This is a genomic window from Neobacillus sp. YIM B06451 (assembly GCF_032667185.1).
Classification (GTDB): Bacteria; Bacillota; Bacilli; order Bacillales; family Cytobacillaceae; genus Bacillus_D.
The window spans coordinates 89,987-114,300 of sequence record NZ_JAVFKJ010000008.1 but is presented as its reverse complement, the minus strand read 5'-3'; the positions used below and the strand labels follow the sequence as shown (position 1 = coordinate 114,300).

Below are 24,314 nucleotides of genomic sequence, written 5' to 3'. Positions count from 1 at the left end.
GGCGGCAAAGGCGGGGAACCCAGTCTTTGCCGCTTTTTACTATTGGCCATTAAAATTGGGCGCTGCCATGTTGATTAATGCAATAGGAGCCAGCTTCGCAATATAGTGAAGGAACCATCATTTAATCAGCCTTTCGAACCGGCGTCGCCAATTGGCAGATTTTCCATTATATTGACCTTGCTTACCCGATTCTGTACACTAAAGTAAGCAAAAAAGTAAAGGTGGATGAATGTGCGAATTTCTATTACCGGCCTGTCGGATGTACGGTTCGAGCGGCCGCTGCAGCTGATTGCCAACCTGTTTTTCGAGGAAACCGAAATTCATTTAAATAGAATTGAAGAAGCAGACTTTTTGATTAAATTTACGCTTGAACAAAATGGGGCCGACCTCCATGTTTCCGGTATTTTGGAAAGAGATGGGGATAATCAAATTCATGCAGCGCACCATGCTGACGTTGACACATCCCTTTCCGAAAAGGAACAATTTAAGGCTATTAAAAATGCTGTGTCGCATGTTTACTTGAAGTTGCTTCAGGAACTGACAGGCATTACCCAGAAGTGGGGCATCCTGACTGGGGTACGGCCTACAAAACTCCTTCACAAGAAACTAAGGGAAGGCACAAGACCTGAGATTGCCCACAGGGAACTTGCCGAAGAATATTTAATTACGTCCGAAAAAGCGGAACTTATGCAGAAGATTGTCGACCGCCAGCTTGCTGCGGTTCCTGACCTGTATGATTTGAAAAAAGAAGTCAGCATCTATATTGGCATTCCGTTTTGCCCGACAAAATGCGCGTACTGTACGTTTCCTGCATATGCCATCAACGGCCGACAGGGATCAGTCAATTCCTTCCTTGGCGGGCTACACCATGAAATGAGTGCAATTGGCAGCTGGTTGAAGGAAAAAGGAATCAGGATTACGACCGTCTATTACGGCGGCGGGACTCCGACAAGCATTACCGCGGAAGAGATGGACATGCTCTACGAAGAAATGTACACTTCCTTCCCGGATGCGAGTGAAATCAGGGAAATAACGGTTGAAGCCGGCCGCCCGGATACGATAACCCCCGAGAAGCTTGATGTTTTGAAAAAGTGGAATATCCATCGAATCAGTGTGAATCCGCAATCGTATATCCAAGAAACATTGAAGGCGATTGGCCGCCATCATACTGTGGAGGAAACAGTTGTGAAGTTCAACCTTGCCCGGGAGATGGGCATGGACAATATTAATATGGATTTAATTATCGGCCTTCCGGGTGAGGGGACGAAGGAGTTCACTCATACGTTAAACGAAACTGAAAAGCTAATGCCGGAGTCACTGACTGTCCATACACTATCGTTTAAACGGGCGTCGGAAATGACAAAGAACAGGGACCGATATAAAGTTGCGGACCGTGATGAAGTGGAACGGATGATGGGCCTTGCCGAGGAATGGACAAAGAGCCATGGCTACGAGCCCTATTACTTGTACCGCCAAAAAAACATTCTCGGCAATCTTGAGAACGTAGGTTATTCAATTCCCGGCCAGGAAAGCATTTATAACATTATCATTATGGAAGAAATGCAGACAATCATCGGGTTGGGATGCGGCGCATCAAGCAAATTCGTGCATCCGGAGACAGGGGCAATTACCCATTTTGCCAATCCAAAGGACCCGAAATCGTATAACGACAGTTTCGAACACTATACAAATGAAAAACTGAAAATACTTGAAGAACATTTTGTCCAAAAGAATGAGCCTGCATCGTTTTGATGCGGGCTCGTCTTGTTTATCCAGCCAGCGTAACTAAATAAAGAGGGGATTTGTCTTTAACGATTTTGCAGGAAAATTATACCTATATGGGTGAACAAACTCTATAATGGAAGTGAAGGAGAATGAAGGAGGGCGTTGAAGTTGCCATTCAATTTTGTTACGGAAAAAGTTGATGTCCATGTCGCTGGGCGTGTCGCAACTGTCAAAATGAACAGGCCAGAAGCTTTAAACGCACTGGATAAGGATATGATCAAGGGACTAGTTTCCAGGTTAAAGGAAATCAGTGTTTCCGATGAGATTGACATCGTTGTCCTAACCGGTACGGAAAAGGCATTTTCCGCCGGAGGGGATATTAAAGCAATGCTGTCCCTTAAGGACGAATATGAGTTCCTTTCAATTATGGATTGCATCAATGAACTTATCATCACACTGCACAGTCTTTCAAAAATCACTATTAGCGCCATCTCCGGGCCTGCTGTCGGCCTTGGCTTCAGCATCGCTTTGGCGACCGACTATATTATTGCAGACCGAAACGCCAAGTTTGCTATGAATTTCATCGGCATCGGACTGATTCCCGATGGCGGCGCCCACTTTTTCCTGGCTAAAAGCATTGGTGAAAGGAAAGCAAAGCAGTTGATATGGGAAGGAAATACATTTTCTGCCGAAGAAGCGCTTGAAAAAGGGCTCGTCCATGAAGTGGCCGATGATATGGATTCCTCCCTTAAAGAAAGGATAGCCTTCTATCTTCAAAAGCCCATCCAGGCAATGATTAAAACGAAGAAAATTTACGCGGAGGTAAACCGGCCCCATTTGTTAAAAGTACTTGAGCTTGAAAAATACGCTCAACGGAAAATGAGGGAAACGGAGGACCATCAGGAGGGAATTCGGGCTTTTACCGAAAAAAGAAAACCGAGATTTGTCGGGAGATAGCCACATGCTTGAGCCCATTGGCAACAGAAGGAAAATCGGTTTATAACGCGGATGTTGTTTGCCGATCTTTTCCTTTTCGTAGGGAACCCCGTATTCAACTAAAAAGAAGCCATGATGCAGGCTTCCCGTTTGTAAGAACTATAATGTTATTGAAAATTCAGGAATGGAAAAGGAGCAGCTTGCCGGCCGGGGAAGTACAGCGATGGGCCTTTTCTAAGAGCCCTTTTTCCTCCAAAGCTTTCCGGCCAATTTCCTTGGCGGAATCGTCATTTTCCGCCTGGAATGATTCATCGAGCAGTTTTTCCCCATTCCGCTCAAATGCAGTCAATTTATAGGTTTTCAACCTGATTCCCCCCTGAGCATTCTGTTAGTTCCATTTTTGCATATACTAAAAAATTCCGCAAAGATTCAGCCCAAAAAGAGCATTCCATTCCTTCTAAAAACAGAACGTGCATTCGCATTTTTAAGATGGTAGAATAGAAGAAAGAAAAGCCCGGAAGCAGTCCGGAATAAGGAATGGGCTCAGAAAGGATTGGTTTTTTTATGAAAAAAGTGAGGTTCATTCATGCAGCCGACCTTCATCTTGACAGCCCGATGGCCGGGTTGAGGGATTTGCCGCTGCCAATCCTGAAAAGGTTGCGTGAAAGCACATTTGCCGCGTTGAAGAAGATAGTCGATGCAGCCATCGCGAATGAGGTGGATTTAGTGGTCCTCGCGGGGGATTTGTATGATGGAGACGACCGCAGCCTAAAGGCCCAATCAAGGTTTAGGGCCGAAATGGAACGGCTGTCGGAACATAACATTGCTGTCTATGCGATTCATGGCAACCATGACCACCTGGGAGGAACATGGGTAAAAATTGCGATGCCTGAAAATGTTCATCTATTTGGGGCCGAAACAGAGGCTGTCCTACATAAGACAAAGTCCGGGGCGGATGTTTGGATGTACGGGTTCAGTTATCCGACAAGGCACGTCATGGAAAGACGAGTACATACATATGAAAAAACGGCCGGGGGTGATTTCCATATTGGAATTCTCCACGGGAATGATGGTTCAAGTTCAGAGCATGGGGGCTATTGCCCATTTACGGTCGGGGAACTGATTGACAGGCAATTCGACTACTGGGCGCTTGGGCACATCCATAAACGGGCTATCCTATCCGAGAGCCCGCCTGTCGTTTATCCAGGCAATATACAAGGCAGGAACCGAAAGGAAACAGGAGAAAAAGGCTGTTATCTCGTTCGGCTTGGGGAAGATGGGGTGAATCTCGAGTTCATTGAGGCAAATGACGTCATCTGGCAGGAAATCGAAATTAGCGCGAAGGGGGCGCGGGACTTTGATTCAATTCTCCGGCTTTGCCTTGGCTGGAAGGAAAAGCTGCGCAGGAACGGAATTGGAATCTTGCTATCAATGACATTGAAGGATGTAAGCCTTGATAATGAAAGTGAATTGGACAGCCTTTACAGCACCCTCGCCGAGCTTGTCCAGGATGGTGAAGATGAGGAGAGTTCCTTTGTTTGGGCCAATGAGATTGTCATTGTAGAGGAAGCTTCATGGAAAAGGGAAGAGCTCGCGGCGGAGGCTGATTTTTACAATGAGCTTTTTCAAATGGCCGACGAATTTGGCGATATCAATGATGTGCTCGAACCCCTTTACGGAAGGCTCCCGGGGAGAAAGTACCTTTCCAGGCTTGGAAAAGAAGAAGGGGCCCGTATCCTTGAAGATGCGGAGCACTTGCTTGTCCAGCTCCTTCGGGAAAAGGGATAGGGGGATAGAAGTCGATGAAAATTGAAGAATTGCACATATATGGCTATGGAAAGCTTGAAAATACAATTATTTCACGCCTTGGGGACTTTCAGGTGTTTTATGGCGAAAATGAAGCGGGCAAGTCCACAATCATGGCTTTTATCCATGGCATCCTGTTTGGATTTCCAACGAAGCAGCAGCAGGAGCTTCGCTATGAGCCGAAGGGAGGAGGAAGGTACGGCGGAAAACTGTCTTTGCGCCATCCGGAATATGGGCTTGTGGGCATTGAAAGGATTAAAGGAAAGGCGGCGGGCGATGTTACCGTCTTCCTGGAGGATGGGACCTCCGGCGGTGAAGAGCTGTTAAAGGCCCTGCTTGGCAATTTTGATAAAAGTCTGTTCCAGGCTGTTTTTTCTTTCAACCTCCACGGACTGCAAAATGTCCATCAAATGAAAGATGAAGATATTGGGAGGTTTTTATTTTCCGCGGGTACGCTTGGGACAGACAGGCTGGCAAAGGCGGAAATCGAATTGCAGAAGGAGCTCGAAGCACGGTTCAAGCCCTCCGGTAAAAAGCCGGCACTTAATGCCAGGATGGCAAACCTGCGCGCGCTTGAAGCGGAGCTTGGAAAAGCGGCGGAGAAAAATGCCCGGTACGGGGAGCTAATCAAGGAACGGGATGCAATCGCGGACGAAATCCGGTCGCTTGGGGAAGAGATTCCTGTTCTTGTTGCGGAAGCGGATAGGCTGAAAGAATGGGAACGGATCGAGGGGATTGCCCGTGATGAAGCCGCGCTGTCAGATGAGCTGGGCCGTGTCGGGAATGTGTTATTTCCTGCACGGGGGATTGAAAGGTTTGAATCTCTCAAACAATTGCTAACTCCCTACTCGATTCAAATTGAGACGATTAAAGAGAGAAAAGAACTACTTAAAAAAGAAGTTGATTCCATCGTCCTCCATAAGGCACTGCTAGAAAACGAGGCTGAAGCAGCGGAACTTAACGAACTGATCCCTGTCTATGACCAATCAAGAAGGGAATGTGCACAGCTTGAAGAAAGGCTTTCCCAGCTTGAGGAGCGCATCGGAATAGCGAAAGGAAAATTGCATCTTGGCATTGATGAGGAAGAGATTGCTACAATTAATACGGATATTTATTTAAAACAGCAGTCGGAAGAAGCGGATGAACGGCGAAAAAGGGCCGCGGCGCTCAAAGTTCAGCTTGAGGCTGATTTTCAGGAGGAAAAGGCCGGTCTTGAACAAGTTGAAAAGGACTTGAATAATGCAAAGGCGCAGCTTTTACCCGAGGATAAAAGAAGCCATTTTGAAAAGCTTGCCGAAGCGGGAAACGAGAATGCTATCCGCGGCCAGATTGAAGCATGCAAGGAAAGGATTTCGCTTCTGGAAGAGGCTGTTAAAAGCGAAGAAGGCCATAGGAACCAATCCCGTATGGCCGGTGCGGCGATGATGATCGGGGCGCTTGTCCTGACTATTTACGGATACATGGGTGGTGAATGGCTGGTGCTTGGGGCGGGAATTATTTTCGCAGGCATCGCAACTATCGTTTTTTGGAAAAGCCTTTTTTCATCCAGTTCCGCCAAGCCCTCCGAGGAACTAGTCCGGCAAAAAGCAAGAGCAAAACAGCTTGAAGAAGAGCTGCTTTCAATAAGGCCGGGAAATGCGGAAGCCGCGGCATCCCAACTCGAGCAGGATGACATCCAGAGGATGAAGGTGAACAGCCTGATAGCGCGCCTCGAGCAGCAGACCGCCCAATATGAGAAAGTCCTGGCGCGGTTTGACCATTTGGAAAAAGAAGAAGCCTTGCTCAGGGAACAGGTGGACCTGCTTTGCAAGGAACTAAAAATCAGCAGTACGATTGGGAAGCATATGCCGGCAGAGGCATTTAAGATAGTGGAAGAATGTAAAACCGCCATCCTTGAAAAGAAGCGGATTGAAGGAAAAATCCTTGTATTGAAAGAGCGGCAGGCAGAAATTGAAGCGAGGGCTGAAGGGCTGGGGCGACTTTTTCCGGAATTAACAGGAAAGGGTATCCATCTTGTTGCCCATACCGCCAGGACAGCCCTTGAAGAAGAGAAAAAGAAAGCCATCCTCCTAATGGAGAAGTCCCGGAAGCTCGAGGAACTGGAATATGATTCGGCAAAGCTTGAAAAAGAACATGCAACCCATGACCAGGCCATTCGGGAACTTTTTGTCCAAGCTGGGGTTGATAACGAGGAAGAGTACCACGCCGCTGCCAAACTTGCCATGGCGCTGGAAGAGAAGCAGTCAAGGCTGAATAAATTGCGGACTGAACTTTCTTTTTCAATAATTGGAAAAGAAGAGATAGAAGAACTTCTGTCCATCCGGAACGTCTCCGGGCTGGTGCAGGAGGTAAGTGAAAAAATCAAGGTTGCGAAACAGGGTATCGAGAGGCTTCAGCAGCGGCTGGCTGAGGTAAGGTATGAGATACAAGTGCTTGAGGAAGGCGGAACCTATTCGGAATTGCTCCATTCTTTCAGGATGGCCAGATCTGAATTTGAAGAGGAAGCGAAGGAATGGGCCGTTTATAAGGTGGCGGGGGAACTTTTGCGAAGGACTACAGGCAGGTTCAAGGAATACCATCTCCCACGGCTGTTGAAACAGGCTGGGGACTACCTCGGCTTCCTTACCGGAGGGAAATATTGCCGGATATTCCTTGCGCCCTCAGGCACCGGCTTTTTAATAGAGCGGGCGGACAAAACAAGATTCGAAGCGAATGAGCTTAGCCAGGCGACAACCGAGCAGGTGTATGTATCACTAAGGCTTGCTCTCGCCGAAACAATCTATGAGAAGTTTTCATTCCCATTTATAATAGATGATAGTTTTGTCAATTTTGACGGGGAACGGACTGCTAGGATGATAGAGCTTTTAAAGGGCCTTAATGGGCGCCAGGTACTTTTTTTCACCTGCCATTCCCACCTTCTTGCGCATTTCGGCGAAGGCCAGGTTCATCATCTTGCTAGAAACCATGCAAATATTCACAGGTAATCGGCTTTCAGCTATATGGTATAGTTGTAATAACGGGAAGGAGCGACTGAGACGATGGGGAAAAAAATACTGGAACACGAGACAGGGGAACAGGTCGAACAATTTTTGCTGATAAAAAGCTCGGTAAAAGGAATCGCAAGCAACGGGAAACCGTTCCTGACGCTGATCCTTCAAGATAAAAGCGGCGAGATTGAGGCTAAGCTTTGGGATGCCGGGGAGGATGACGAGAGGAATTACTCCGCGCAAAATATCGTAAAAGTGGCGGGGGAAATTCAGAATTATAGAGGGAAGAATCAGCTGAAGATTCGGCAGATTCGCCCGGCTGGCCCGCATGATGCGGTCAAGCTGGATGATTTTCTGGAAACGGCGCCGCTAAGCCAGGAAGAAATGGCCGGCAAGCTAACCCAATATATTTTTGAAATGAAGAATCCGAATATCCAACGGATTACACGTCATTTGCTTAAAAAGCACCAGCGCGCATTTATGGAATACCCGGCAGCGACAAAGAATCACCATGAGTTCGTTTCCGGGCTGGCCTATCATGTCGTCAGTATGCTCGATTTAGCCAAAGCAATCACCAACCTGTACCCGAGCCTTGACAGGGATTTGCTATATGCGGGTATTATCCTTCATGATATGGGAAAGGTGCTCGAACTTTCAGGGCCAATTTCTGCTACTTATACAATAGAGGGGAATCTGCTTGGCCATATCACAATCATGGTTAATGAGATTGGGAAAGCCGCCGAAGAGCTTGGAATAGCTGGGGAGGAAGTAATGATCCTTCAGCATATGGTTCTTTCCCACCATGGAAAAGCGGAATGGGGGAGCCCAAAACAGCCGTTAATCAAGGAAGCGGAAATTCTCCATTATATTGATAACCTTGATGCCAAAATGAATATGCTCGATGGGGCGCTTAAACGCGTAAAGCCCGGCGAGTTTTCGGAACGGGTGTACGCGCTTGATAACCGCTCGTTTTATAAGCCTGTTTTCCACAAATAAAAGCCTGGAAACGGGCTTTTTTTGTTCTTTAGGAAATTTTAAAATTGAATATTGTTAATAACTCAAAAATAAGTTGTTTTAATCCAGCTCCAGCGCCTAGCCCCTCGAGGTCTTAAGCCAGTTCCCTANAAGCCTGTTTTCCACAAATAAAAGCCTGGAAACGGGCTTTTTTTGTTCTTTAGGAAATTTTAAAATTGAATATTGTTAATAACTCAAAAATAAGTTGTTTTAATCCAGCTCCAGCGCCTAGCCCCTCGAGGTCTTAAGCCAGTTCCCTACGGAGGGCAGGCCCGTCCTGCGGGCCCCGTCTTAAGCTTGTCGGGGCTGACCAAGGCGCTTGCGCATTATGTTCTTGGAATATTCCGCTACAGCCTGAAATATGAATACAGTAGCGGACAACCATAATAGGGAAAGGAGCAGTGTACATGACCATACCTCTCTGGATTTATGCAATCATCATCGGTATCGCGGTAAGCGCCGGAATGGCAGTGAAAACCGGCAAAGAAGAACGGAAGCTTGAACTTGAAACGATCGAAAAAGAGGGCGAAATCTATATGAAACGCCTGGAACTTGAAAAAGAACGGCGGGGGCTTTCAGGGTAGATAGAAAGTAAGAGACCACAAGAGTATAGCGAAAAATATAAACCAAAAATAAAAACCTGCGCAGAGTTCTGCACAGGTTTAATTTATTGTATTGCTTGTCCTCAATCCGCTTTGGGATTATTGTTGTTCGCTTGTTTTGAAGGTGTCTTTCAAATCTTTGTCCTTAACTTTTACATTGGCATCCTTTAATTCACGCTGCATCGCTTCATTGATCATTTCCGGCGTAACTTTCGAGGATTTTACTTCGTATTCAATCTCTTTTTTCATATCTTCATAAGACTTCTTTTCTTTAATGTCAGTAACCTGGATAATGTGGTAGCCAAATTGGGATTTAACAGGTTCGCTGATTTCATCCTTCTTCAGTTTGGCAGCCGCGTTATCGAATTCCTCTACCATTTTTCCCGTACCTGGTCTGAACCAGCCAAGGTCACCGCCTTTATCAGCCGTACCAGGGTCATCCGAGTATTCCTTAGCCAAATCTTCAAACTTTTCGCCTTTAGCAAGCTTTTCTTTCACAGTCTTTGCGGTTGCTTCATCCTTAACCAGGATATGACGCGCCTTAATTTCAGGCTTGTAGTTGTCGTAGTATTCCTTCATTTCCTTTTCGGTCGCTTTTACATCCTTGAGCGCAGCTTTTTCCTGAAGCAGGCCGATTCTGAATGTTTCCTTCAGGTCTTCCTCGCTTTGATATCCGTATTGGGCAATGGCCGCTTCGAAATTAGGGCCAAGATCATTCTTTAATTCATCAATCTTTTTATTAATTTCTTCATCGGTTACTTTGTATTTGTCGGAAAGGACCTTTTCATAAACAAGCTGCTGGAGTGCTGCCTGGCCAGCCTTGTCCTTCATAAGGTTATACATATCATCTTTTGTAATATTGCCGGCTTTCGTTTCAGCAACAGTTTCTCCGCCATTTCCGTTATCTGCATTATTGCAAGCGCCAAGGGTCAGAACCCCGCCAGTGAGAGCAACGGCAAGCATCCATTTTTTCATGATGTATCTCTCCTAAAAAGTAAATTTCTAGCAGGTTGTTTAACCCACATCCATAACTATATCACAAATGGCCATGAGTTCCAAAAATCTTCGGAGAAAAAAATTTGGCAGTATAGGATGGGATTTGTGCATGAAATAAAGATAGGTTTGAGGACAACTGCCTATTTCGAAGTGATGGGGAAAGGAATAGTATAAGGTAGCTTTCAGTAAAGGAGGTGCCGTTGATGGGCCACGGAGGTTACGGTGCAGGCTTTGCTTTAATTGTCGTCCTTTTCATTCTATTGATTATTGTAGGGGCTGCCTGGCTATAAACAACAGGGACATGGAGGCGGGTAAGCCCCATGTTCCATTGTGTTTAATTGTGCCACCATTTTTATGAAAAAAGTACTTCTACATAAGATGAAATCAACAGGATTGTCACCAGTATATTGATTGTCCTAAAAACCCTTTGCTGATTCTCTTCCGGTATTTCCTTTTGGATACATAGGGAGGTTGTCAACCTATTCACCGAATATAAGATAAAAAATGCAAAAATGATAAAAAAGAAGTTCATCAGGACTCCCCCCTTGCGTATGTCGTGCTAATTTACAATATCAAATAATTTTTAAAAAGGAAAGTTACAAATTCCAGGTTGCGTGAGAGGCATTGGACTAATTCATGGTTTACCTAAAACGGGAAAAGGTGAATAATAGAAGGGGAACAGGAAGGGAAATGAGGGTTTGGAATGGATGTAAGAGAAATTGCCGAAAAAATTCGGACACTAGAATATCATCTGCGTTTGATGGCCGAGGCACTAGAGGGAACGGAATACCAATTTACGAAACTCGTAGTCGAAAACAATCTATCCGAACAGGAAACAAAAGAGTTTTTCTTATTGTGTGAGAAAATGAACAAACAGATGGAAGAACAAAAAGCGGAAGGTTTTTTGAATTTTCATCCGCTTTTCCAGGAATTCTCATCTTTATTGTCATCAAAGTTAAATCCAAGGGACGTTGTCCGTGCGTGCAAGGCCCAAAAACTGTTTCTTTCGTTAATGAATGAATTTAACAAGTACGTTTAATTAGACGACTTCCCTCGACTTGCCGTTTTTGCGAAGCTTGCCATCCTCTTCTGTGAATTCACACTCAAGGTTATGGAACGATTTTTCAAAAATCTCCATAAAATCGTCACCATAAATATTGCGGACAATGGCCATCATTTCAATGATATCCGGGAATTTTCCGTAAAGCTCCCTTAATGGCATCGCTCCTGAAAAAACCGAATTGCTCCCGGGGTCATACGCTTCCATCAGTTCAAGCAAGATTGATTCGCCCATCTCGGTTAATTGGATATACGTATTGCGCTTATCATTTTCCTTTTTGGAAAATTGCAGCAGCCCTCTTTCTTCGAGCTTTTTGGAAAAATTGAAAGCGGTTGAAACATGCATAACACCAAATTTTGCCACATCGGAAATGGACGCACCGTTCAGGTGGTAGGCAATCCATAAAATGTGGTGTTCATTAATGTTTAAATCGTAAGGCTTGATCCATTGCTGCCAATCCTTCTCAACCGATTTCCATAAGGCCTTGCTTAACTGGGCAATACGTTGGCTAAAGAGCATTGCTTCTTTCATGCTATATTGTTTTTCAGCCATTCTTTTCTCACCTCTTAAAAAATGTTGTTGACGAGGCTCCCGGGTGAAACCATGGGACACTGTCCTTAAAGCCATGAGTAAAAATAAGGTCAGGAGGGGCATCCTTGCTCAATTCATTCTTATTATCTATATTATCATTATGCCAATAAAATAAAAATTAATAAAGATATAAATTTACTAAATTTTTAGAAATTGATAATTTTTTCCGAAAAAAGCAATTTTTTTAAAAAATCCTTCCTCTGCAGTGGGCAGAAGAAGGACTTTTTTACTAATTGGCGCCTTTTCCTGTTTCATGCGGGGCCAATTCGGCTTCGAGCTGGCTGATTGCCGCTTCAATTTCGCCTAGTTCCTTTTGGATTTCAATCTGCTGTGGCAGTGTTTCGGCCTTCCATTTTCCAATTGCGGTATTTACTTCCCGGATGAAGTGGGAGACATGGACACGGCCTTCCTTTGTCGCGTGCGTCGATGCCTCCTTAACATCCATGATGCTAGCTTTCAAGTCCTTTAACTGGCTAATAAACTGGTCTTTATTCGTTTTTATGGCTTCCCTTGTTTCCTTGCCCGACTGTGGGGCAGCGAACAGCGTGGCCAACCCTGCGGCAGCGCTTCCAAGAATGAATCCATATAGAAATCTTTTGGCTCCCATCTTATACACCTCACTAAATATATTGCCTTTCCTATATTTTACACAATTTGAGAATAGCATGACAAATCCAGCCATAGTCTTTAATAGCACAAAACGAGGATGTTAAACCTCCGCGCCGCCTATTACTGGTTGGCGGCCAAAAATGAATAAAAGCCAAAGGAGGCTTTTTAGATGAAGGCTGCTGCAATTTTTTTCTTTTTGGGAGGGGCAATGCTAGCGGTGGCGGGCGTGTATCATGTTGCGCTTTACAATCGGCCCGGTATGTATCCCCCGAAACAGCTTTTGAAAGCGCGGGCGATTGCCCTGGCTGCCGGGGCGGGACTCTTTTTCCTATTTGGGATGCTGATTGCTTTTTTGGGATAATGGACAGGAATGGAAAAGCCGGCAATTGCCGGAAAAAACGAATTTTGTATGGATAAAAAAAGAACCCGGCGTGTCCGGGTTCTAGGCATGTATTATTGTTATTTCTGTTCCTGGATCGCAGGCTTCACAGGTGCGTAGCCGCTCCTTTTCATAATCGACTGGACAATTGGGTAAACAATCACAATGATAACCGTGTTGAGCACCATAGTAGGAATAACAATACCGACAAATAGCGCGCCAAATGTCATTGATCCCGGAAGGCCAGCGAGCAATAGCGCGGAACCAAGGAATACCGATCCGGAGATAATCGTACCAACCGCTGTCAATGCGCCAGCACCGATAAGGGTTTGGCCAAATTTTTTACTCGCAATGAATAGCCCGTAAAATACAAACGCGGTAATAAATTTGTCAATGATGTTCGGGAACAATCCGGCGGGGAACGTAGTAGTCAAACCTGACAAAAGGCCTGTGACAATCCCGACCAGCAGGACGTTCTTTTTATCCGGGAAGAGCATAATTCCCAGGAACATCATCGTCAGCATCATATCCGGCTTCATGCCATTCCCGATTCCCGGGATGACGGCGTGGAGCACCGCCCCGATTCCAATCAATAGGGACAGGATCACAAGGTTTTTCGTATTCATTTCTCATCTCTCCTCTGCTTATCTAAGCTAATTTGGTTTGGTTCCTCCTGCAGTGCGCTCGTCGCCTGCAGCGAAAAACTTGTTGTCATTATAGCATATAAGAACCGATGGTAAAAGGCTTAATTTTCAAAAATCAGGAAACTGCAGCCAGGTTAGCGAATATGGGAGGCGATTGCCTTGGCCATTACTTGCAAATCTTCGCCTGTATAGCTGCTTTCATTCGTTTTCCAAACCGCGCCGAAGCCATCGCCCTGCCCGTATCGGGGAATAAGATGAAGATGGAAATGGAAAACGGATTGGCCGGCTTTTTCGCCATTATTGTTCAGCGTGTTCAAGCCGATTGGCGAGTATTCTTCCTTAAGTGCATTTGCGATTGCCGGGACGGCCTTGTAAAGGTTCGCCGCAATCTCGGGAGTAAGCTCATAAATATTTTCTTTATGTACTTTTGGAATGACAAGCGTATGCCCTTTTGTGACCTGGCTGATGTCGAGGAATGCGAGGACATGTTCATCCTCATAAACCTTTGACGACGGAATCTCTCCCTTAACAATTTTGCAGAAAATGCAATTATCCATGCCATACCACACCCTTCAATGTTTTCCCGTATTTTAGCATAAAACCACAGCCGGAAAAACCATTATGGCCCCGTTTGGGTAAGTTAATCAAAAAGGGCGGAATCCGCATGGAATCCCGCCCTCTTGGAAGGGGAAAATCTTCTTATTTCGTCCAATCAGGAAGTTTCTTTGACAAACACCTCATTTGGCAATGAAATGTACAGGCTTAAGCGGATTCGTCCAAGATGACCATCTCCAAACTCTTATAAGTTGTCTTCAACATATAAGGCTGTTTGATGTTCTTTGGCAAACACCTCATTTTTTTAAAATGCCGCCTGCGGGTCAGGCGGTCCGGTGCCGTTATTGGTCGAAAGGCCTGTGCAAGACAACCATCCCCTCGGTTTGAACGTTTTGAAGCAGCTTATATTGAATCGAAATTGTCTTTAACAGACACCCCTCTTCAATCTGGTTGTAAGCTTGTTCCCCTTCATCAATAGATTGGCCCAAAATGGCCCTGGCTATAGATGGAATCGGTTGCCATTCTCACTTTTTAAAGATGGCCCAAATTTCGCAAGGAGGGGAATTTTTGCTAAAATAGATGGTATTAAGCAAGGAAGGGCGTATACTATGTCTTTATTAACAATTGACGGACTTACAGGTGGCTATACGAAAAATCCTGTCCTAAAGGATGTTTCCTTTGAGGTCGGGTCGGGGGAGCTCGTCGGCCTGATCGGACTGAACGGAGCCGGGAAAAGTACGACCATTAAGCATATCATCGGCCTGATGGAGCCGCATAAAGGCGAAATCAGGATTAACGGCGAGTCTTTTACGGAAAACAAGGAAGAATACCGGAAGCAATTCACTTTCATTCCAGAAACCCCGATCCTTTATGAGGAACTGACCCTTGAGGAACATCTTGAACTGACTGCGATGGCGTACGGGCTCAGCAGGGAACAGTATAAGGAACGAATGCCGCTCCTTTTGAAGGAGTTCAGGATGGAGAAAAGGTTCAAATGGTTTCCGGCCCATTTTTCGAAGGGGATGAAGCAAAAGGCAATGATCCTTTGCGCATTCCTTGTTCAGCCGTCCCTCTATATCGTGGATGAACCCTTTGTGGGCCTTGACCCATTGGGCATACAGTCGCTTTTGGATTTGATGGATAAAATGAAACAAAATGGCGCGGGTATCCTGATGTCGACGCATATCCTGGCGACCGCGGAACGGTATTGCGACAAATTTGTCATTCTCCATGAAGGCAGGATCAGGGCAAAAGGAACGCTTGAGGAGCTTAGAGGGGAATTCTCTATGCCCGGCGCAACCCTTGATGATATCTATATCCAGCTGACAAAGGAAGAAAGCCATGTTTGATGCGAATAAGCTGTGGAGGGAACGTGCCGGCAAAACGATGAAGGAACTGGGCCGGTACCTGAAATATATTTTTAACGGGCACATTGTCATTGTCCTGTTTTTCCTTTTGGGGACAGCCGCATTCTATTACCAGGGCTGGCTGAAAACCGTCGATCCGGGCTTCCCGACGGAAATCATCATGGCCATTGTTTTTGGTTCGGCGCTCACGTTAAGCCCTGTTTATAATTTCCTGAAAGAGCCTGATAAAGTATTCCTCCTGCCGGTTGAAGACAGGCTTCGGAGCTATTTTCTCCGTTCGGCGATTGCCAGCGGCGGATTGCAGGGGTATGTGCTTTTAATGCTGTTAGCGCTCTTTATGCCTCTGCTTGCCAGGACGACAGAAGCTGGATTGGGCAGTTTTTTGCCGATCCTGCTGCTCCTGCTGGCTTTGAAGGCCTGGAACATCGCCGTGGAATGGAAGGTTGCGTTTTTAGGCGTCTTTTCAAAAATAGCGGTCGACAAGGTCATTCGCCTTATTTTAAATGTAGCCTTCAGCTATTTTCTTTTTAGCTGGAATGGTTTTTTGATCCTTGTCCCATTCATCGGAATACTGTTCGCCTATCTAGGTTATCGACTTTCCTCAGTGAGAGGCAAAGGATTGAAATGGGAAGCTCTCATCGCCGGTGAGGAACGGCGGATGATGGCATTCTATAGGCTTGCGAACATGTTCACCGATGTCCCTCATTTGAAGGAAAGCGTGAAAAGGCGGCGCTGGCTCGACTTTTTGCTTGCAAAAATCCAGTTTGGCGGAAGGCATGCCTCCCTCTATCTGCTTTCACGGACATTTTTGCGCTCCGGGGATTACCTTGGGCTTTCCATTAGGCTTGCGGTTATTGGCGCGCTTGCCATCGCGCTTATTTCCTATTGGCCGGGACAAGTATTTTTCGCTTTGCTATTCCTTTATTTAACCGGGTTTCAGCTCATGCCGCTTGCTTCCCATCATGAAAACTCCTTGTGGGAATCGATCTACCCTGTTCCGGATGGAGCAAAAAAGGCGGCATTTCAGCACGTGCTCGGCCTGGTGTTGGGCGCCCAGGCGGTAGTTTTTGCCGCCGCGATTGCCTACAGGGGAGAACTCGCCCCCGCGCTTGGAGCGCTTGCCGCCGGAGCACTGTTTGCGTTTGTCTTTGTCCGGTATTACAGTATACGAAAACTCAAAAATTAATTCCCTTTCCAAATGGAAGGGGTTTTTTTGAAAAGTAGTTGAAACCTAGCTTTGTTTTTTTCGTAAAAAAATGCTGTGAAAAATACCGGTAACCAAAACGGCTAAACCCACCAGAAAAGAGGTTGTCCCGCATGATGAACGAATATGAATTGAAGGTATACGATGAAGTTGTTGATTGGAAACGGAAATTATCTGTCCGCTCAGGGCTTTTCAACCGGCTGTCAAAAAAGGCGCAAACGAAAGTCAACGGGCTTATTCCTGAAAAGGTGCATCAGACCTTGACGGAAGCGATTAAGGGAATGGTCAAGGCGACGCTGGCCGGATCGAATTTTACAACAAAAAAACCTGCTGACCTTAGGCCATCCCTTCAAGCAATGGATGAAGAGGCGAGGAAAAAGATTAATGTTTTCCAAAAGACAGCGATGATCGAAGGGGCCGGTACAGGCGCCGGGGGAATATTGCTCGGGCTTGCAGACTTTCCATTGCTGCTGACGATAAAAATGAAATTCCTGTTTGAAATCGCATCTGTATATGGTTTTAATACGGAAGAGTATGAAGAAAGGCTGTTTATCCTCCATGTATTCCTGTTGGCATTTTCAAGTGATGAAACGAGATTTGAGATCTTGGATACAATTGAGAATTGGGAGGAAAGGAAGAGGACGCTTGTGGATATGGACTGGCGTGAGTTCCAGCAGGAATACCGGGACTATATCGACCTTGCAAAAATGCTCCAGCTCGTCCCCGGTATAGGAGCTGTAGTCGGGGCGATTGCCAACAACAAGCTGCTTGGCCATTTGGGCGAAACCGCGATGAATGCTTATCGACTAAGGGTGTTGGAGGGAGGCAATAACCCGAGAGCGGATTATTAGGAAGGGGAAAGGCTTTTGGAAAAGAAAAAAATACTGTCTATACTCATGGCGATAACAGTAGTGGTTATTTTGGTTATCCTGCCTGGGGTAATGCAGGGGCGGGAGCTGCTGATCGATCGAGTCTTCAAGGGGCTGCTTGGCGTTGTTCCTAATTGGCTCGATCCGATCTTTGTTGCCATCACCCATCTTGGTGATAAAAAAGGGGTTGGGATAACAGCGCTGATTATGCTGGTTTGGCTTTTTTTCAAGCGGAGGGATTACTTCGCAATGGGCATTTTTGCCATGGCAGTTGCATTTGGCAACGAGCTGAACAAGTTTTTAAAGGTTGTGATTGGACGGGAGCGGCCTTCACTTGAGCATTTGGTTCATGTGGAGACCCTTAGTTTTCCGAGCGGCCATGCGATGGTCGGTTCAATCCTGTACATAATGATCGCGTTTTTCCTACTGAAGGAATACAGAAACCCTGGTGTACGAAAGGTTATAGTCGTCCTTACGGCTGGGGTTGTCCTTTTGATTGGGGCAAGCCGGATTATTTTGAATGTCCATTATCCAACGGACGTTCTCGGCGGCTATGCCTTCGGCTTTCTCTGGTCAGCGCTGTTCATGCTGGTCTATGAAAAACTGCGGGACGCTTTTCCAATGTTGAAAACGAATCGGGAGATAAAGTAAAAAACAGCCGCGGGGCTGTTTTTTACATTTGTGGATTTTTGTGATGAAGACAGTTTTGGATGGTTGAGCGGTGTGAAACTGTCTTCATTCCCTTCTTTTTTAAATAAAGAACATTGCAGCAATGGTTGTGACGATGAGGCCGATTATTACGGGAACGAGGTTCCTTCTCGCCAGCTCGAACGGGTCGACGTTGCAGATAGCGGCAGCAGGGATGAGCGCCCACGGAACGAGCGTGCCACCGCCAACCCAGATGGCCGCAATTTGCCCCAGTGCCGTCAAGGTGGCAGCGCCTTTACCAATGGAAACCGCAAACAGCGTGGCAACCGAACCGGCAAGGGAAATGCCTGAGAAGCCGGAACCATCAAGGCCTGTAATTGCACCGACTACCGTAAGGGTAATCGCCGCCACTTCCTTACTGAGCGGGACGAGGCCGGCTAAGGCAGTGCCGAGATCATTAACAATTCCCTGTGATGCAGCGGGGAGGTAATCTCCGATAATTTTTCCAAAACCCGCGTCCCCAAGATAGAAGAATGCCGCAATTGGAATGACGGGGCCGAACACTTTAAAACCAAATTGGAAGCCTTCAACCAAATAGAAGGTGGTCTTTTCGAGCCCTTTGTTTTTGTAGGCAGTGAGAGTTATGGCGAGGAGGATAAAAATTGACGTACCGCCAATTAGCGCTGTAGCATCTCCGCCCTGGAGCTTCAAAAGGAACATCGCTGTGACATCAAGAATGAAAAGCAACGGGACCAGGATGGCGAAAAACCGTTTTTGCCAAAGCGATAATAGCAGCGTACCAGCCTTTGAGGCGTGGGCTGTACCGCCGGGGACAACCCCGGTTGAAGAAGTAAGCTTGCCGTTTTTCAAATCCCTTTTTATAAAATAGAAGGCTACTACCGTTGTGACAGTTCCCATTATGAAAACAAGCGGAATGCTCGCACTTAACACTTCATTGACAGAAAGGCCGGCAGCATCGGCTGTAAGCTTCGGTGCGGCTTGGATGACAAAATCACCGGAAAGGGCGATTCCATGCCCGAACAAGTTCATTGCCATGGCAACGCCAAGTGCCGGAAGCCCTGCTCTCAATGCGACTGGCAAAAGGACTGCCCCAAGAAGCGCGACTGCTGGTGAAGGCCAGAAGAACCAGGAAATGGCCATCATCAGGATACCAATCGTCCAGTAAGCGAGTGTTGCATTGCGGATCAGCTTGGTAAATGGGGATATCATGACATCGTTGATTCCTGTCGCTGTCAGCGTTTTGCTCATCGCGACAATAATGGAGATAACGAGGATGGTCGACAGCAGCTCCGTGATGGCGTAAATGAAGCTGTTAAAAACACTGCTGACCGAGCCGCTCAAGGAACCCGTCGCAGTAATGGCAATCAGGAAGATTCCAATGATGCATATAAGCGTTGTATCCCTCCTCATAACCATAAAACCGATGATAAGGCCAATAAAAACAACATAAATCCAATGTAGAGCCGTCAGCTCCGCAACCATTGAAAAATCCTCCCTTCATTCATCGGCAAATGGGCATCCACGCCCATGCCCGATGTAATACAGAATATGAAAAAGGGAAGAAGGGGTGCGGGGGAGAGTAAAAAAACCGAACAGTGCGAGGCACCGCCTGAAAATTGTCGAAAACAAAAAGGACGAGGCTGCTGCCCCCGTCCTTTCCTATTCTTCGGAAATCCAATATTTGGTGATGTATGGCTGGCCGGAGAAGATGCTTGGCCCAGGCTCAGGCTTACTTTGGCTGTGGGACTTTCCGAAGTCGGCTGAATCTTTCCACCGCTGGAAGGCGAGTTCGTCGTCCCAAGCGGTTAAAATGACATACGTGTTTGACTTGATCGGCCTCAAGACCCGGATGGCCTGGAAACCGGGGGTATTTTCGATTTTCCCAGCGCGGTTTTTGAACCGGTATTCGAAAACAGGCCTGCCTTCATCGGTGACTGGGATGTTGTTCATGACGACCAAGCCCGGACGGCCAAGAACCCCGACAGCTTCGAGGACTTCATACTTCCTCGGAGATGCGAATACGGTTTTCCCCCCTGTTTCATGAAGAAGGAGGGCGCCATCTTCTCCCGACATAAGCACCATTTTCTCTCCCGCATGTTTTGTAGCGAGCTTTTCCAAAAAATCATACGTACCTGCGGTCATATACACGTTCATCCAATCAACTCCAACGATTATTTTTTTGCTCCGCGCAATCTGAATCCAGTAGGATTTTTCCTTTTATTACAGACTTGCAAACACAAAAACGACTTTTTTTTGACAGTTGCGGGCTGTGCCTATACACTCCCAACATTAACAGATATAGTGAAAACAGTATAAAGATGTGAATGGTTTCTATTTTTACTGTGAATATATTAGAATGATAAATGAGAAGTTGCGAAAGGTGGAAAATGAGATGAAGCAAATCAACGAAACGTTCTTGAAGGCAGCGAGGGGTGAGAAAACAGGCCATGTTCCAGTGTGGTATATGCGCCAGGCAGGACGTTCCCAGCCTGAATACCGTGCTATCAAAGAAAAGTATTCCCTGTTTGAAATTACCCACCAGCCTGAATTGTGCGCGTACGTTACCCGCCTTCCGGTTGAACAATACAATGTCGATGCGGCAATTTTATATAAAGATATTATGACTCCGCTTCCTGCCCTGGGGGTTGATGTGGAAATTAAGTCAGGTATCGGGCCTGTCATCTCCAACCCAATTAAATCGGTTTCCGATGTTGAAAAGCTTGGGGAACTCAACCCGGAGGAAGATGTTCCATACGTATTGGAAACAATTAAGATCCTGACAGAAGAGCAGCTTTCGGTTCCGCTCATTGGATTTTCCGGCGCGCCGTTCACCCTTGCAAGCTATATGATCGAGGGCGGACCTTCAAAGAATTACAACAAAACAAAGGCGTTCATGTATGCCGAACCTAAAGCATGGTTCGCCCTGATGGACAAACTTGCTGATACAACCATTACATATGTAAAGGCGCAAGTGAAAGCGGGAGCGAGGGCAATCCAGATTTTCGATTCATGGGTAGGAGCCTTGAATGTCGCGGACTACCGTTATTATATCAAGCCTGTCATGGAACGGATCTTTTCCGAACTTAGGGGAGAAAATGTACCGCTCATCATGTTCGGCGTCGGCGCGAGCCATCTTGCTGTTGAATGGAATGACCTTCCACTTGATGTGGTCGGTCTGGATTGGAGGCTTCCAATCAGCGAGGCACGTAAACTCGGCGTAAATAAGACGGTTCAGGGCAACCTCGATCCGGCGATCCTTCTTGCTCCTTGGGAGGTCATTGAGGAGCGGGCAAAAGCAATTCTCGATCAGGGAATGGAGCAGCCAGGCTATATTTTCAACCTTGGCCATGGTGTTTTCCCATCCGTAAATCCGGAAGTCCTGAAGAGGCTGACAGCATTCGTCCATGAATATTCCGCTTCCAAACTTGGCCGCTAAGCAATTCTTGCTATCTATAAAGATTAAAAGGTGGTAAATACACCATTTATTTGGCAAAATAAAAAGGGCCTTCCATCAGGGGAGGATGTAAACCTACTGATGAAAAAGTCCAATACTCCTGCCTTTCTTTTAAAAAAATTCTTAAATAATAGGCAGAAGCGTACGGCTTAAGCTAAAATCGGCAGGGAGAAATCCCTGCCGTTCATGGTTGAACAACCGAAAAAATAGATGAAGCAATCAGAGGTGTGGAACATGGCAAAAAAGACAATGGGCCTTCTGGTAATGGCTTACGGCACACCGTATACCCTTGATGATCTTGAGCGCTACTATACCCATATCAGACACGGCAGGAAGCCTTCCGATGAAATGATTGAGGAATTAAGGGGCCGTTACGAAGCGATTGGCGGCATTTCACCGCTTTCCCACATTACGGAAGAGCAGGCGAAAGACCTCGAAAACAGGCTGAATGAAGTTCAGGATGAAATCGAATTTAAGATGTATTTAGGCTTGAAGCATATCAACCCGTTTATTGAGGATGCCGTCAAACAAATGCATGAGGACGGAATAGAAGAAGCGGTCAGCATCGTGCTTGCCCCGCATTTTTCAACATTCAGCGTTAAATCGTATAACGGAAGGGCGAAAGAAGAAGCGGAAAAGCTTGGCGGGCCAAATATCGTTTCGGTCGAAAGCTGGTACGATGAGCCGAAATTCATTTCTCACTGGGCCAAAAAGGTCAAGGACGTTTTTGAAAAATTGCCTTCTGGCGAAAAGGAAAAAGCGGTCCTCATCGTTTCGGCGCACAGCCTTCCTGAACGGATTCTCCAATCCGGAGATCCGTATCCCAATCAGCTGAAGGAAACGGCCGATTTAATCGCGGCCGAGGCGGGTATAGACCATTATGCAGTTGGATGGCAAAGTGCCGGGCAAACCCCGGAGCCTTGGCTTGGACCGGATGTCCAGGACCTGACAAGGGAGCTGCATGAAAAGCATGGGTACAAGGCATTTGTGTATGTTCCTGCGGGGTTTGTGTCGGATCATCTTGAAGTGCTTTACGACAATGATTATGAATGCAAGGTTGTTACAGACGAGATCGGCGCGGCGTATTATCGTCCTCAAATGCCGAACAGCCAGGCCGATTTTATTGACGCCATGGCAACCGTCATCTTGAAAACACTAAGGAAAGACGAATAGACTAAGGAAAAAGATGAGGCGATGGATGTGGAAGGGAAGAAACGAATCGTAATCATAGGAGGAGGGATGGCTGGGCTTTCTTCAGCCTACTACCTTCAGAAAGCTGCACGCGAAAGGAATCTCCCTATTGAAGTGGTACTCGTAGAAGCTTCCCACCGCCTCGGCGGAAAAATGCAAACCGTCGTCAAGGATGGATTTATCATTGAACGGGGCCCGGATTCCTTTTTGGCCAGGAAAAAGAGTTTATCGAGTCTGGCTGCTGAAGTAGGAGTAGTGGACGAGCTTGTCAGCAATTCCACAGGCAAGTCCTATGTTCTCGTGAATGAAAAGCTCCATCCAATGCCGGGTGGGTCGATAATGGGCATTCCGACCGAAGTTGGGCCTTTCATTACAACAGGACTATTTTCAGTACCGGGAAAAATCCGGGCGGCAGCCGATTTCATCCTTCCAAAATCTCCAGCTGGAAAAGACCAGTCGCTCGGCCACTTTTTTAGGAGAAGGCTTGGGAATGAAGTAGTAGAGAACCTGATTGAACCTTTGCTATCTGGAATTTACGCGGGTAACATTGACAAGATGAGCCTGATGTCGACTTTCCCGCAATTTTACCAGGTGGAGCAGAAATACCGCAGCCTCATTCTTGGCATGAAGAAATCTACCCCAGCCGCTGCAAAGCAACCTGCCACTCCGGCAAAAAGCAAGGGCGGTGGATTTCTTACTTTCAGGTCAGGCCTGCAATCCTTTGTCGATGCCATCGAGAGCAAGCTTGAACCGAACTCTGTTCTAAAAGGATTTAAGGTGAGGAACATAGTGAAGGAAGAAGGGTATTACGAAATAAACCTCGTGAACGGGGAGCCGCTAATTGCGGACTGCGTCATTTCGGCCGTTCCCCATCATGTCGCCCAATCGATCTTTTCGGATTATCCGTTTTTTGATCCACTGAAGGACATGCCTTCCACATCCGTGGCGACGGTGGCAATGGCGTTTCCGGAAACCGCGATTAAAAAGGATATCGAGGGGACCGGGTTCGTCGTATCAAGGAACGCCGATTACACGATTACGGCGTGTACATGGACGCATAAAAAGTGGGCCCACGCCGCACCTCCAGGAAAGGCATTGCTCCGCTGTTATGTCGGAAGGGCCGGGGACGACACGGTTGTCGACCTGTCCGACGACAAAATTGTTCGGATTGTACTTGATGATTTAAACAAAACAATGGAAATAACCGAGCAGCCTGAATTTGTCGTCATCTCCCGCTGGAAGGACTCAATGCCGCAATACACAGTCGGGCACAAGCAAATGCTTGAAACGTTGAGAGGACATCTTTCGAAGGAACTGCCGGGCGTCTACCTCGCCGGAGCATCCTACGAAGGAGTCGGCCTCCCCGATTGCATCGACCAGGGAGAAGCCGCTGTCCGAAATGTACTGGACTATCTTAAATTATCATAGCTTTATTGAACGCGCGGGGGCACTCCCGCGTGTTTTTTGGTGTGAAAAATGCGAACAGTGCCTGTCACTCCCCGAATTTCCTTGTTTCACAAAATGTTTCACAGCCGCCAGAGCGGCCACCCCCTGCTATACCCGCGGGTTTATCGCATGCCACCTACTGGAACGGAATGATCGTTCATGGATAAATGTCCACCCTGCCGAATAGGATGAATTAAACGATATTCCAGG

The 24,314-nt window shown here is 46.6% G+C and carries 25 protein-coding genes; 16 read left to right on the top strand and 9 right to left on the bottom strand.

Translation table 11 applies throughout. The features are described 5' to 3' along the window. Nucleotides 1-225 precede the first annotated feature (225 nt). Both RB160_RS14750 and RB160_RS14745 read left to right on the top strand, forming a co-directional pair. Nucleotides 226-1,752 (top strand): coproporphyrinogen III oxidase, encoded by a 1,527-nt coding sequence (locus RB160_RS14750; RefSeq protein WP_396954724.1) that lies wholly within the window; start codon nt 226-228, stop codon nt 1,750-1,752. Between the two features lie 141 nt (nt 1,753-1,893). Next, entirely contained in the window at nt 1,894-2,682 is a 789-nt protein-coding gene (locus RB160_RS14745) for an enoyl-CoA hydratase (RefSeq protein ID WP_316571185.1), read from the top strand. A 157-nt stretch (nt 2,683-2,839) separates the two neighbouring features. Here RB160_RS14745 and RB160_RS14740 read toward each other — a convergent pair whose 3' ends face one another. Then, the gene (locus RB160_RS14740) at nt 2,840-3,025 is read right to left on the bottom strand and encodes a YhzD family protein (protein ID WP_316571184.1); all 186 of its coding nucleotides are present in this window, start codon (nt 3,023-3,025) and stop codon (nt 2,840-2,842) included. Nucleotides 3,026-3,225: 200 nt separating this feature from the next. Between RB160_RS14740 and RB160_RS14735 the strand changes: the two genes are divergently transcribed. The 4 genes from RB160_RS14735 (at nt 3,226) to RB160_RS14720 (ending at nt 9,052) form a co-directional block, all read left to right on the top strand. Further along, a complete protein-coding gene (locus RB160_RS14735; protein ID WP_316571183.1) occupies nt 3,226-4,449 on the top strand; it encodes a metallophosphoesterase family protein in 1,224 nt (407 codons plus the stop codon). 14 nt (nt 4,450-4,463) lie between these two features. After that, nucleotides 4,464-7,451 carry an ATP-binding protein gene (locus tag RB160_RS14730; protein WP_316571182.1) on the top strand — a complete coding sequence of 996 codons (2,988 nt, stop codon included), beginning with the start codon at nt 4,464-4,466 and terminating at the stop codon, nt 7,449-7,451. 54 nt (nt 7,452-7,505) lie between these two features. Further along, nucleotides 7,506-8,450 carry a 3'-5' exoribonuclease YhaM gene (yhaM, locus tag RB160_RS14725; RefSeq protein ID WP_316571181.1) on the top strand — a complete coding sequence of 315 codons (945 nt, stop codon included), beginning with the start codon at nt 7,506-7,508 and terminating at the stop codon, nt 8,448-8,450. Nucleotides 8,451-8,875: 425 nt separating this feature from the next. Then, nucleotides 8,876-9,052 (top strand): sporulation YhaL family protein, encoded by a 177-nt coding sequence (locus RB160_RS14720; RefSeq protein ID WP_316571180.1) that lies wholly within the window; start codon nt 8,876-8,878, stop codon nt 9,050-9,052. Nucleotides 9,053-9,169: 117 nt separating this feature from the next. Here the strand turns inward: RB160_RS14720 and RB160_RS14715 are convergent, their stop codons facing one another. Continuing rightward, the gene (locus RB160_RS14715; RefSeq protein WP_316571179.1) at nt 9,170-10,045 is read right to left on the bottom strand and encodes a peptidylprolyl isomerase; all 876 of its coding nucleotides are present in this window, start codon (nt 10,043-10,045) and stop codon (nt 9,170-9,172) included. Nucleotides 10,046-10,269: 224 nt separating this feature from the next. Between RB160_RS14715 and RB160_RS14710 the strand changes: the two genes are divergently transcribed. Further along, nucleotides 10,270-10,356, top strand: a complete 87-nt coding sequence (locus RB160_RS14710; RefSeq protein ID WP_316571238.1) for a YjcZ family sporulation protein — start codon at nt 10,270-10,272, stop codon at nt 10,354-10,356. 62 nt (nt 10,357-10,418) lie between these two features. Here the strand turns inward: RB160_RS14710 and RB160_RS14705 are convergent, their stop codons facing one another. Beyond that, nucleotides 10,419-10,598, bottom strand: coding sequence for a hypothetical protein (locus tag RB160_RS14705; protein WP_316571178.1), 180 nt, complete (start codon nt 10,596-10,598; stop codon nt 10,419-10,421). A gap of 171 nt (nt 10,599-10,769) precedes the next feature. On the opposite strand from RB160_RS14705, the gene RB160_RS14700 reads away from it, so the two are divergent. Continuing rightward, nucleotides 10,770-11,105 (top strand): DUF1878 family protein, encoded by a 336-nt coding sequence (locus RB160_RS14700; RefSeq protein WP_316571177.1) that lies wholly within the window; start codon nt 10,770-10,772, stop codon nt 11,103-11,105. On the opposite strand, the gene RB160_RS14695 is transcribed toward RB160_RS14700, so the two are convergent. Further along, on the bottom strand, nt 11,106-11,678 hold the full coding sequence (locus tag RB160_RS14695) for an HTH-type transcriptional regulator Hpr (protein ID WP_316571176.1): 573 nt from the start codon (nt 11,676-11,678) through the stop codon (nt 11,106-11,108). 268 nt (nt 11,679-11,946) lie between these two features. Beyond that, nucleotides 11,947-12,324: a YtxH domain-containing protein gene (locus RB160_RS14690; RefSeq protein WP_316571175.1), complete on the bottom strand. Its 378-nt coding sequence runs from the start codon at nt 12,322-12,324 to the stop codon at nt 11,947-11,949. Nucleotides 12,325-12,495: 171 nt separating this feature from the next. Here RB160_RS14690 and yhzF point away from each other — a divergent pair, with 171 nt between their 5' ends. Beyond that, complete coding sequence (yhzF, locus tag RB160_RS14685; RefSeq protein WP_316571174.1) at nt 12,496-12,687, top strand: membrane protein YhzF; 192 nt, start codon at nt 12,496-12,498, stop codon at nt 12,685-12,687. A 98-nt stretch (nt 12,688-12,785) separates the two neighbouring features. On the opposite strand, the gene RB160_RS14680 is transcribed toward yhzF, so the two are convergent. Both RB160_RS14680 and RB160_RS14675 read right to left on the bottom strand, forming a co-directional pair. Next, on the bottom strand, nt 12,786-13,331 hold the full coding sequence (locus RB160_RS14680) for a tryptophan transporter (protein WP_316571173.1): 546 nt from the start codon (nt 13,329-13,331) through the stop codon (nt 12,786-12,788). Nucleotides 13,332-13,483: 152 nt separating this feature from the next. Then, the gene (locus tag RB160_RS14675) at nt 13,484-13,906 is read right to left on the bottom strand and encodes an HIT family protein (protein WP_316571172.1); all 423 of its coding nucleotides are present in this window, start codon (nt 13,904-13,906) and stop codon (nt 13,484-13,486) included. Nucleotides 13,907-14,512: 606 nt separating this feature from the next. Between RB160_RS14675 and RB160_RS14670 the strand changes: the two genes are divergently transcribed. The 4 genes from RB160_RS14670 (at nt 14,513) to RB160_RS14655 (ending at nt 17,995) form a co-directional block, all read left to right on the top strand. Beyond that, nucleotides 14,513-15,253 (top strand): ABC transporter ATP-binding protein, encoded by a 741-nt coding sequence (locus tag RB160_RS14670; protein ID WP_316571171.1) that lies wholly within the window; start codon nt 14,513-14,515, stop codon nt 15,251-15,253. Continuing rightward, nucleotides 15,246-16,457 (top strand): ABC transporter permease, encoded by a 1,212-nt coding sequence (locus RB160_RS14665; protein WP_316571170.1) that lies wholly within the window; start codon nt 15,246-15,248, stop codon nt 16,455-16,457. Before RB160_RS14670 ends, RB160_RS14665 begins: the two co-directional genes overlap by 8 nt. A gap of 134 nt (nt 16,458-16,591) precedes the next feature. Further along, nucleotides 16,592-17,326 (top strand): EcsC family protein, encoded by a 735-nt coding sequence (locus tag RB160_RS14660; RefSeq protein WP_316571237.1) that lies wholly within the window; start codon nt 16,592-16,594, stop codon nt 17,324-17,326. A 15-nt stretch (nt 17,327-17,341) separates the two neighbouring features. Continuing rightward, entirely contained in the window at nt 17,342-17,995 is a 654-nt protein-coding gene (locus tag RB160_RS14655; RefSeq protein ID WP_316571169.1) for a phosphatase PAP2 family protein, read from the top strand. Between the two features lie 99 nt (nt 17,996-18,094). Here the strand turns inward: RB160_RS14655 and RB160_RS14650 are convergent, their stop codons facing one another. Both RB160_RS14650 and RB160_RS14645 read right to left on the bottom strand, forming a co-directional pair. Further along, a complete protein-coding gene (locus tag RB160_RS14650) occupies nt 18,095-19,495 on the bottom strand; it encodes a hypothetical protein (protein ID WP_316571168.1) in 1,401 nt (466 codons plus the stop codon). 177 nt (nt 19,496-19,672) lie between these two features. Then, complete coding sequence (locus tag RB160_RS14645) at nt 19,673-20,167, bottom strand: antibiotic biosynthesis monooxygenase family protein (protein ID WP_316571167.1); 495 nt, start codon at nt 20,165-20,167, stop codon at nt 19,673-19,675. 238 nt (nt 20,168-20,405) lie between these two features. Between RB160_RS14645 and hemE the strand changes: the two genes are divergently transcribed. The 3 genes from hemE (at nt 20,406) to hemY (ending at nt 24,086) form a co-directional block, all read left to right on the top strand. After that, the gene (hemE, locus tag RB160_RS14640; RefSeq protein WP_316571166.1) at nt 20,406-21,449 is read left to right on the top strand and encodes a uroporphyrinogen decarboxylase; all 1,044 of its coding nucleotides are present in this window, start codon (nt 20,406-20,408) and stop codon (nt 21,447-21,449) included. A gap of 252 nt (nt 21,450-21,701) precedes the next feature. Further along, nucleotides 21,702-22,640 carry a ferrochelatase gene (hemH, locus tag RB160_RS14635; protein WP_316571165.1) on the top strand — a complete coding sequence of 313 codons (939 nt, stop codon included), beginning with the start codon at nt 21,702-21,704 and terminating at the stop codon, nt 22,638-22,640. A gap of 21 nt (nt 22,641-22,661) precedes the next feature. Continuing rightward, a complete protein-coding gene (gene hemY / locus RB160_RS14630; RefSeq protein WP_316571164.1) occupies nt 22,662-24,086 on the top strand; it encodes a protoporphyrinogen oxidase in 1,425 nt (474 codons plus the stop codon). Nucleotides 24,087-24,314 lie beyond the last annotated feature (228 nt).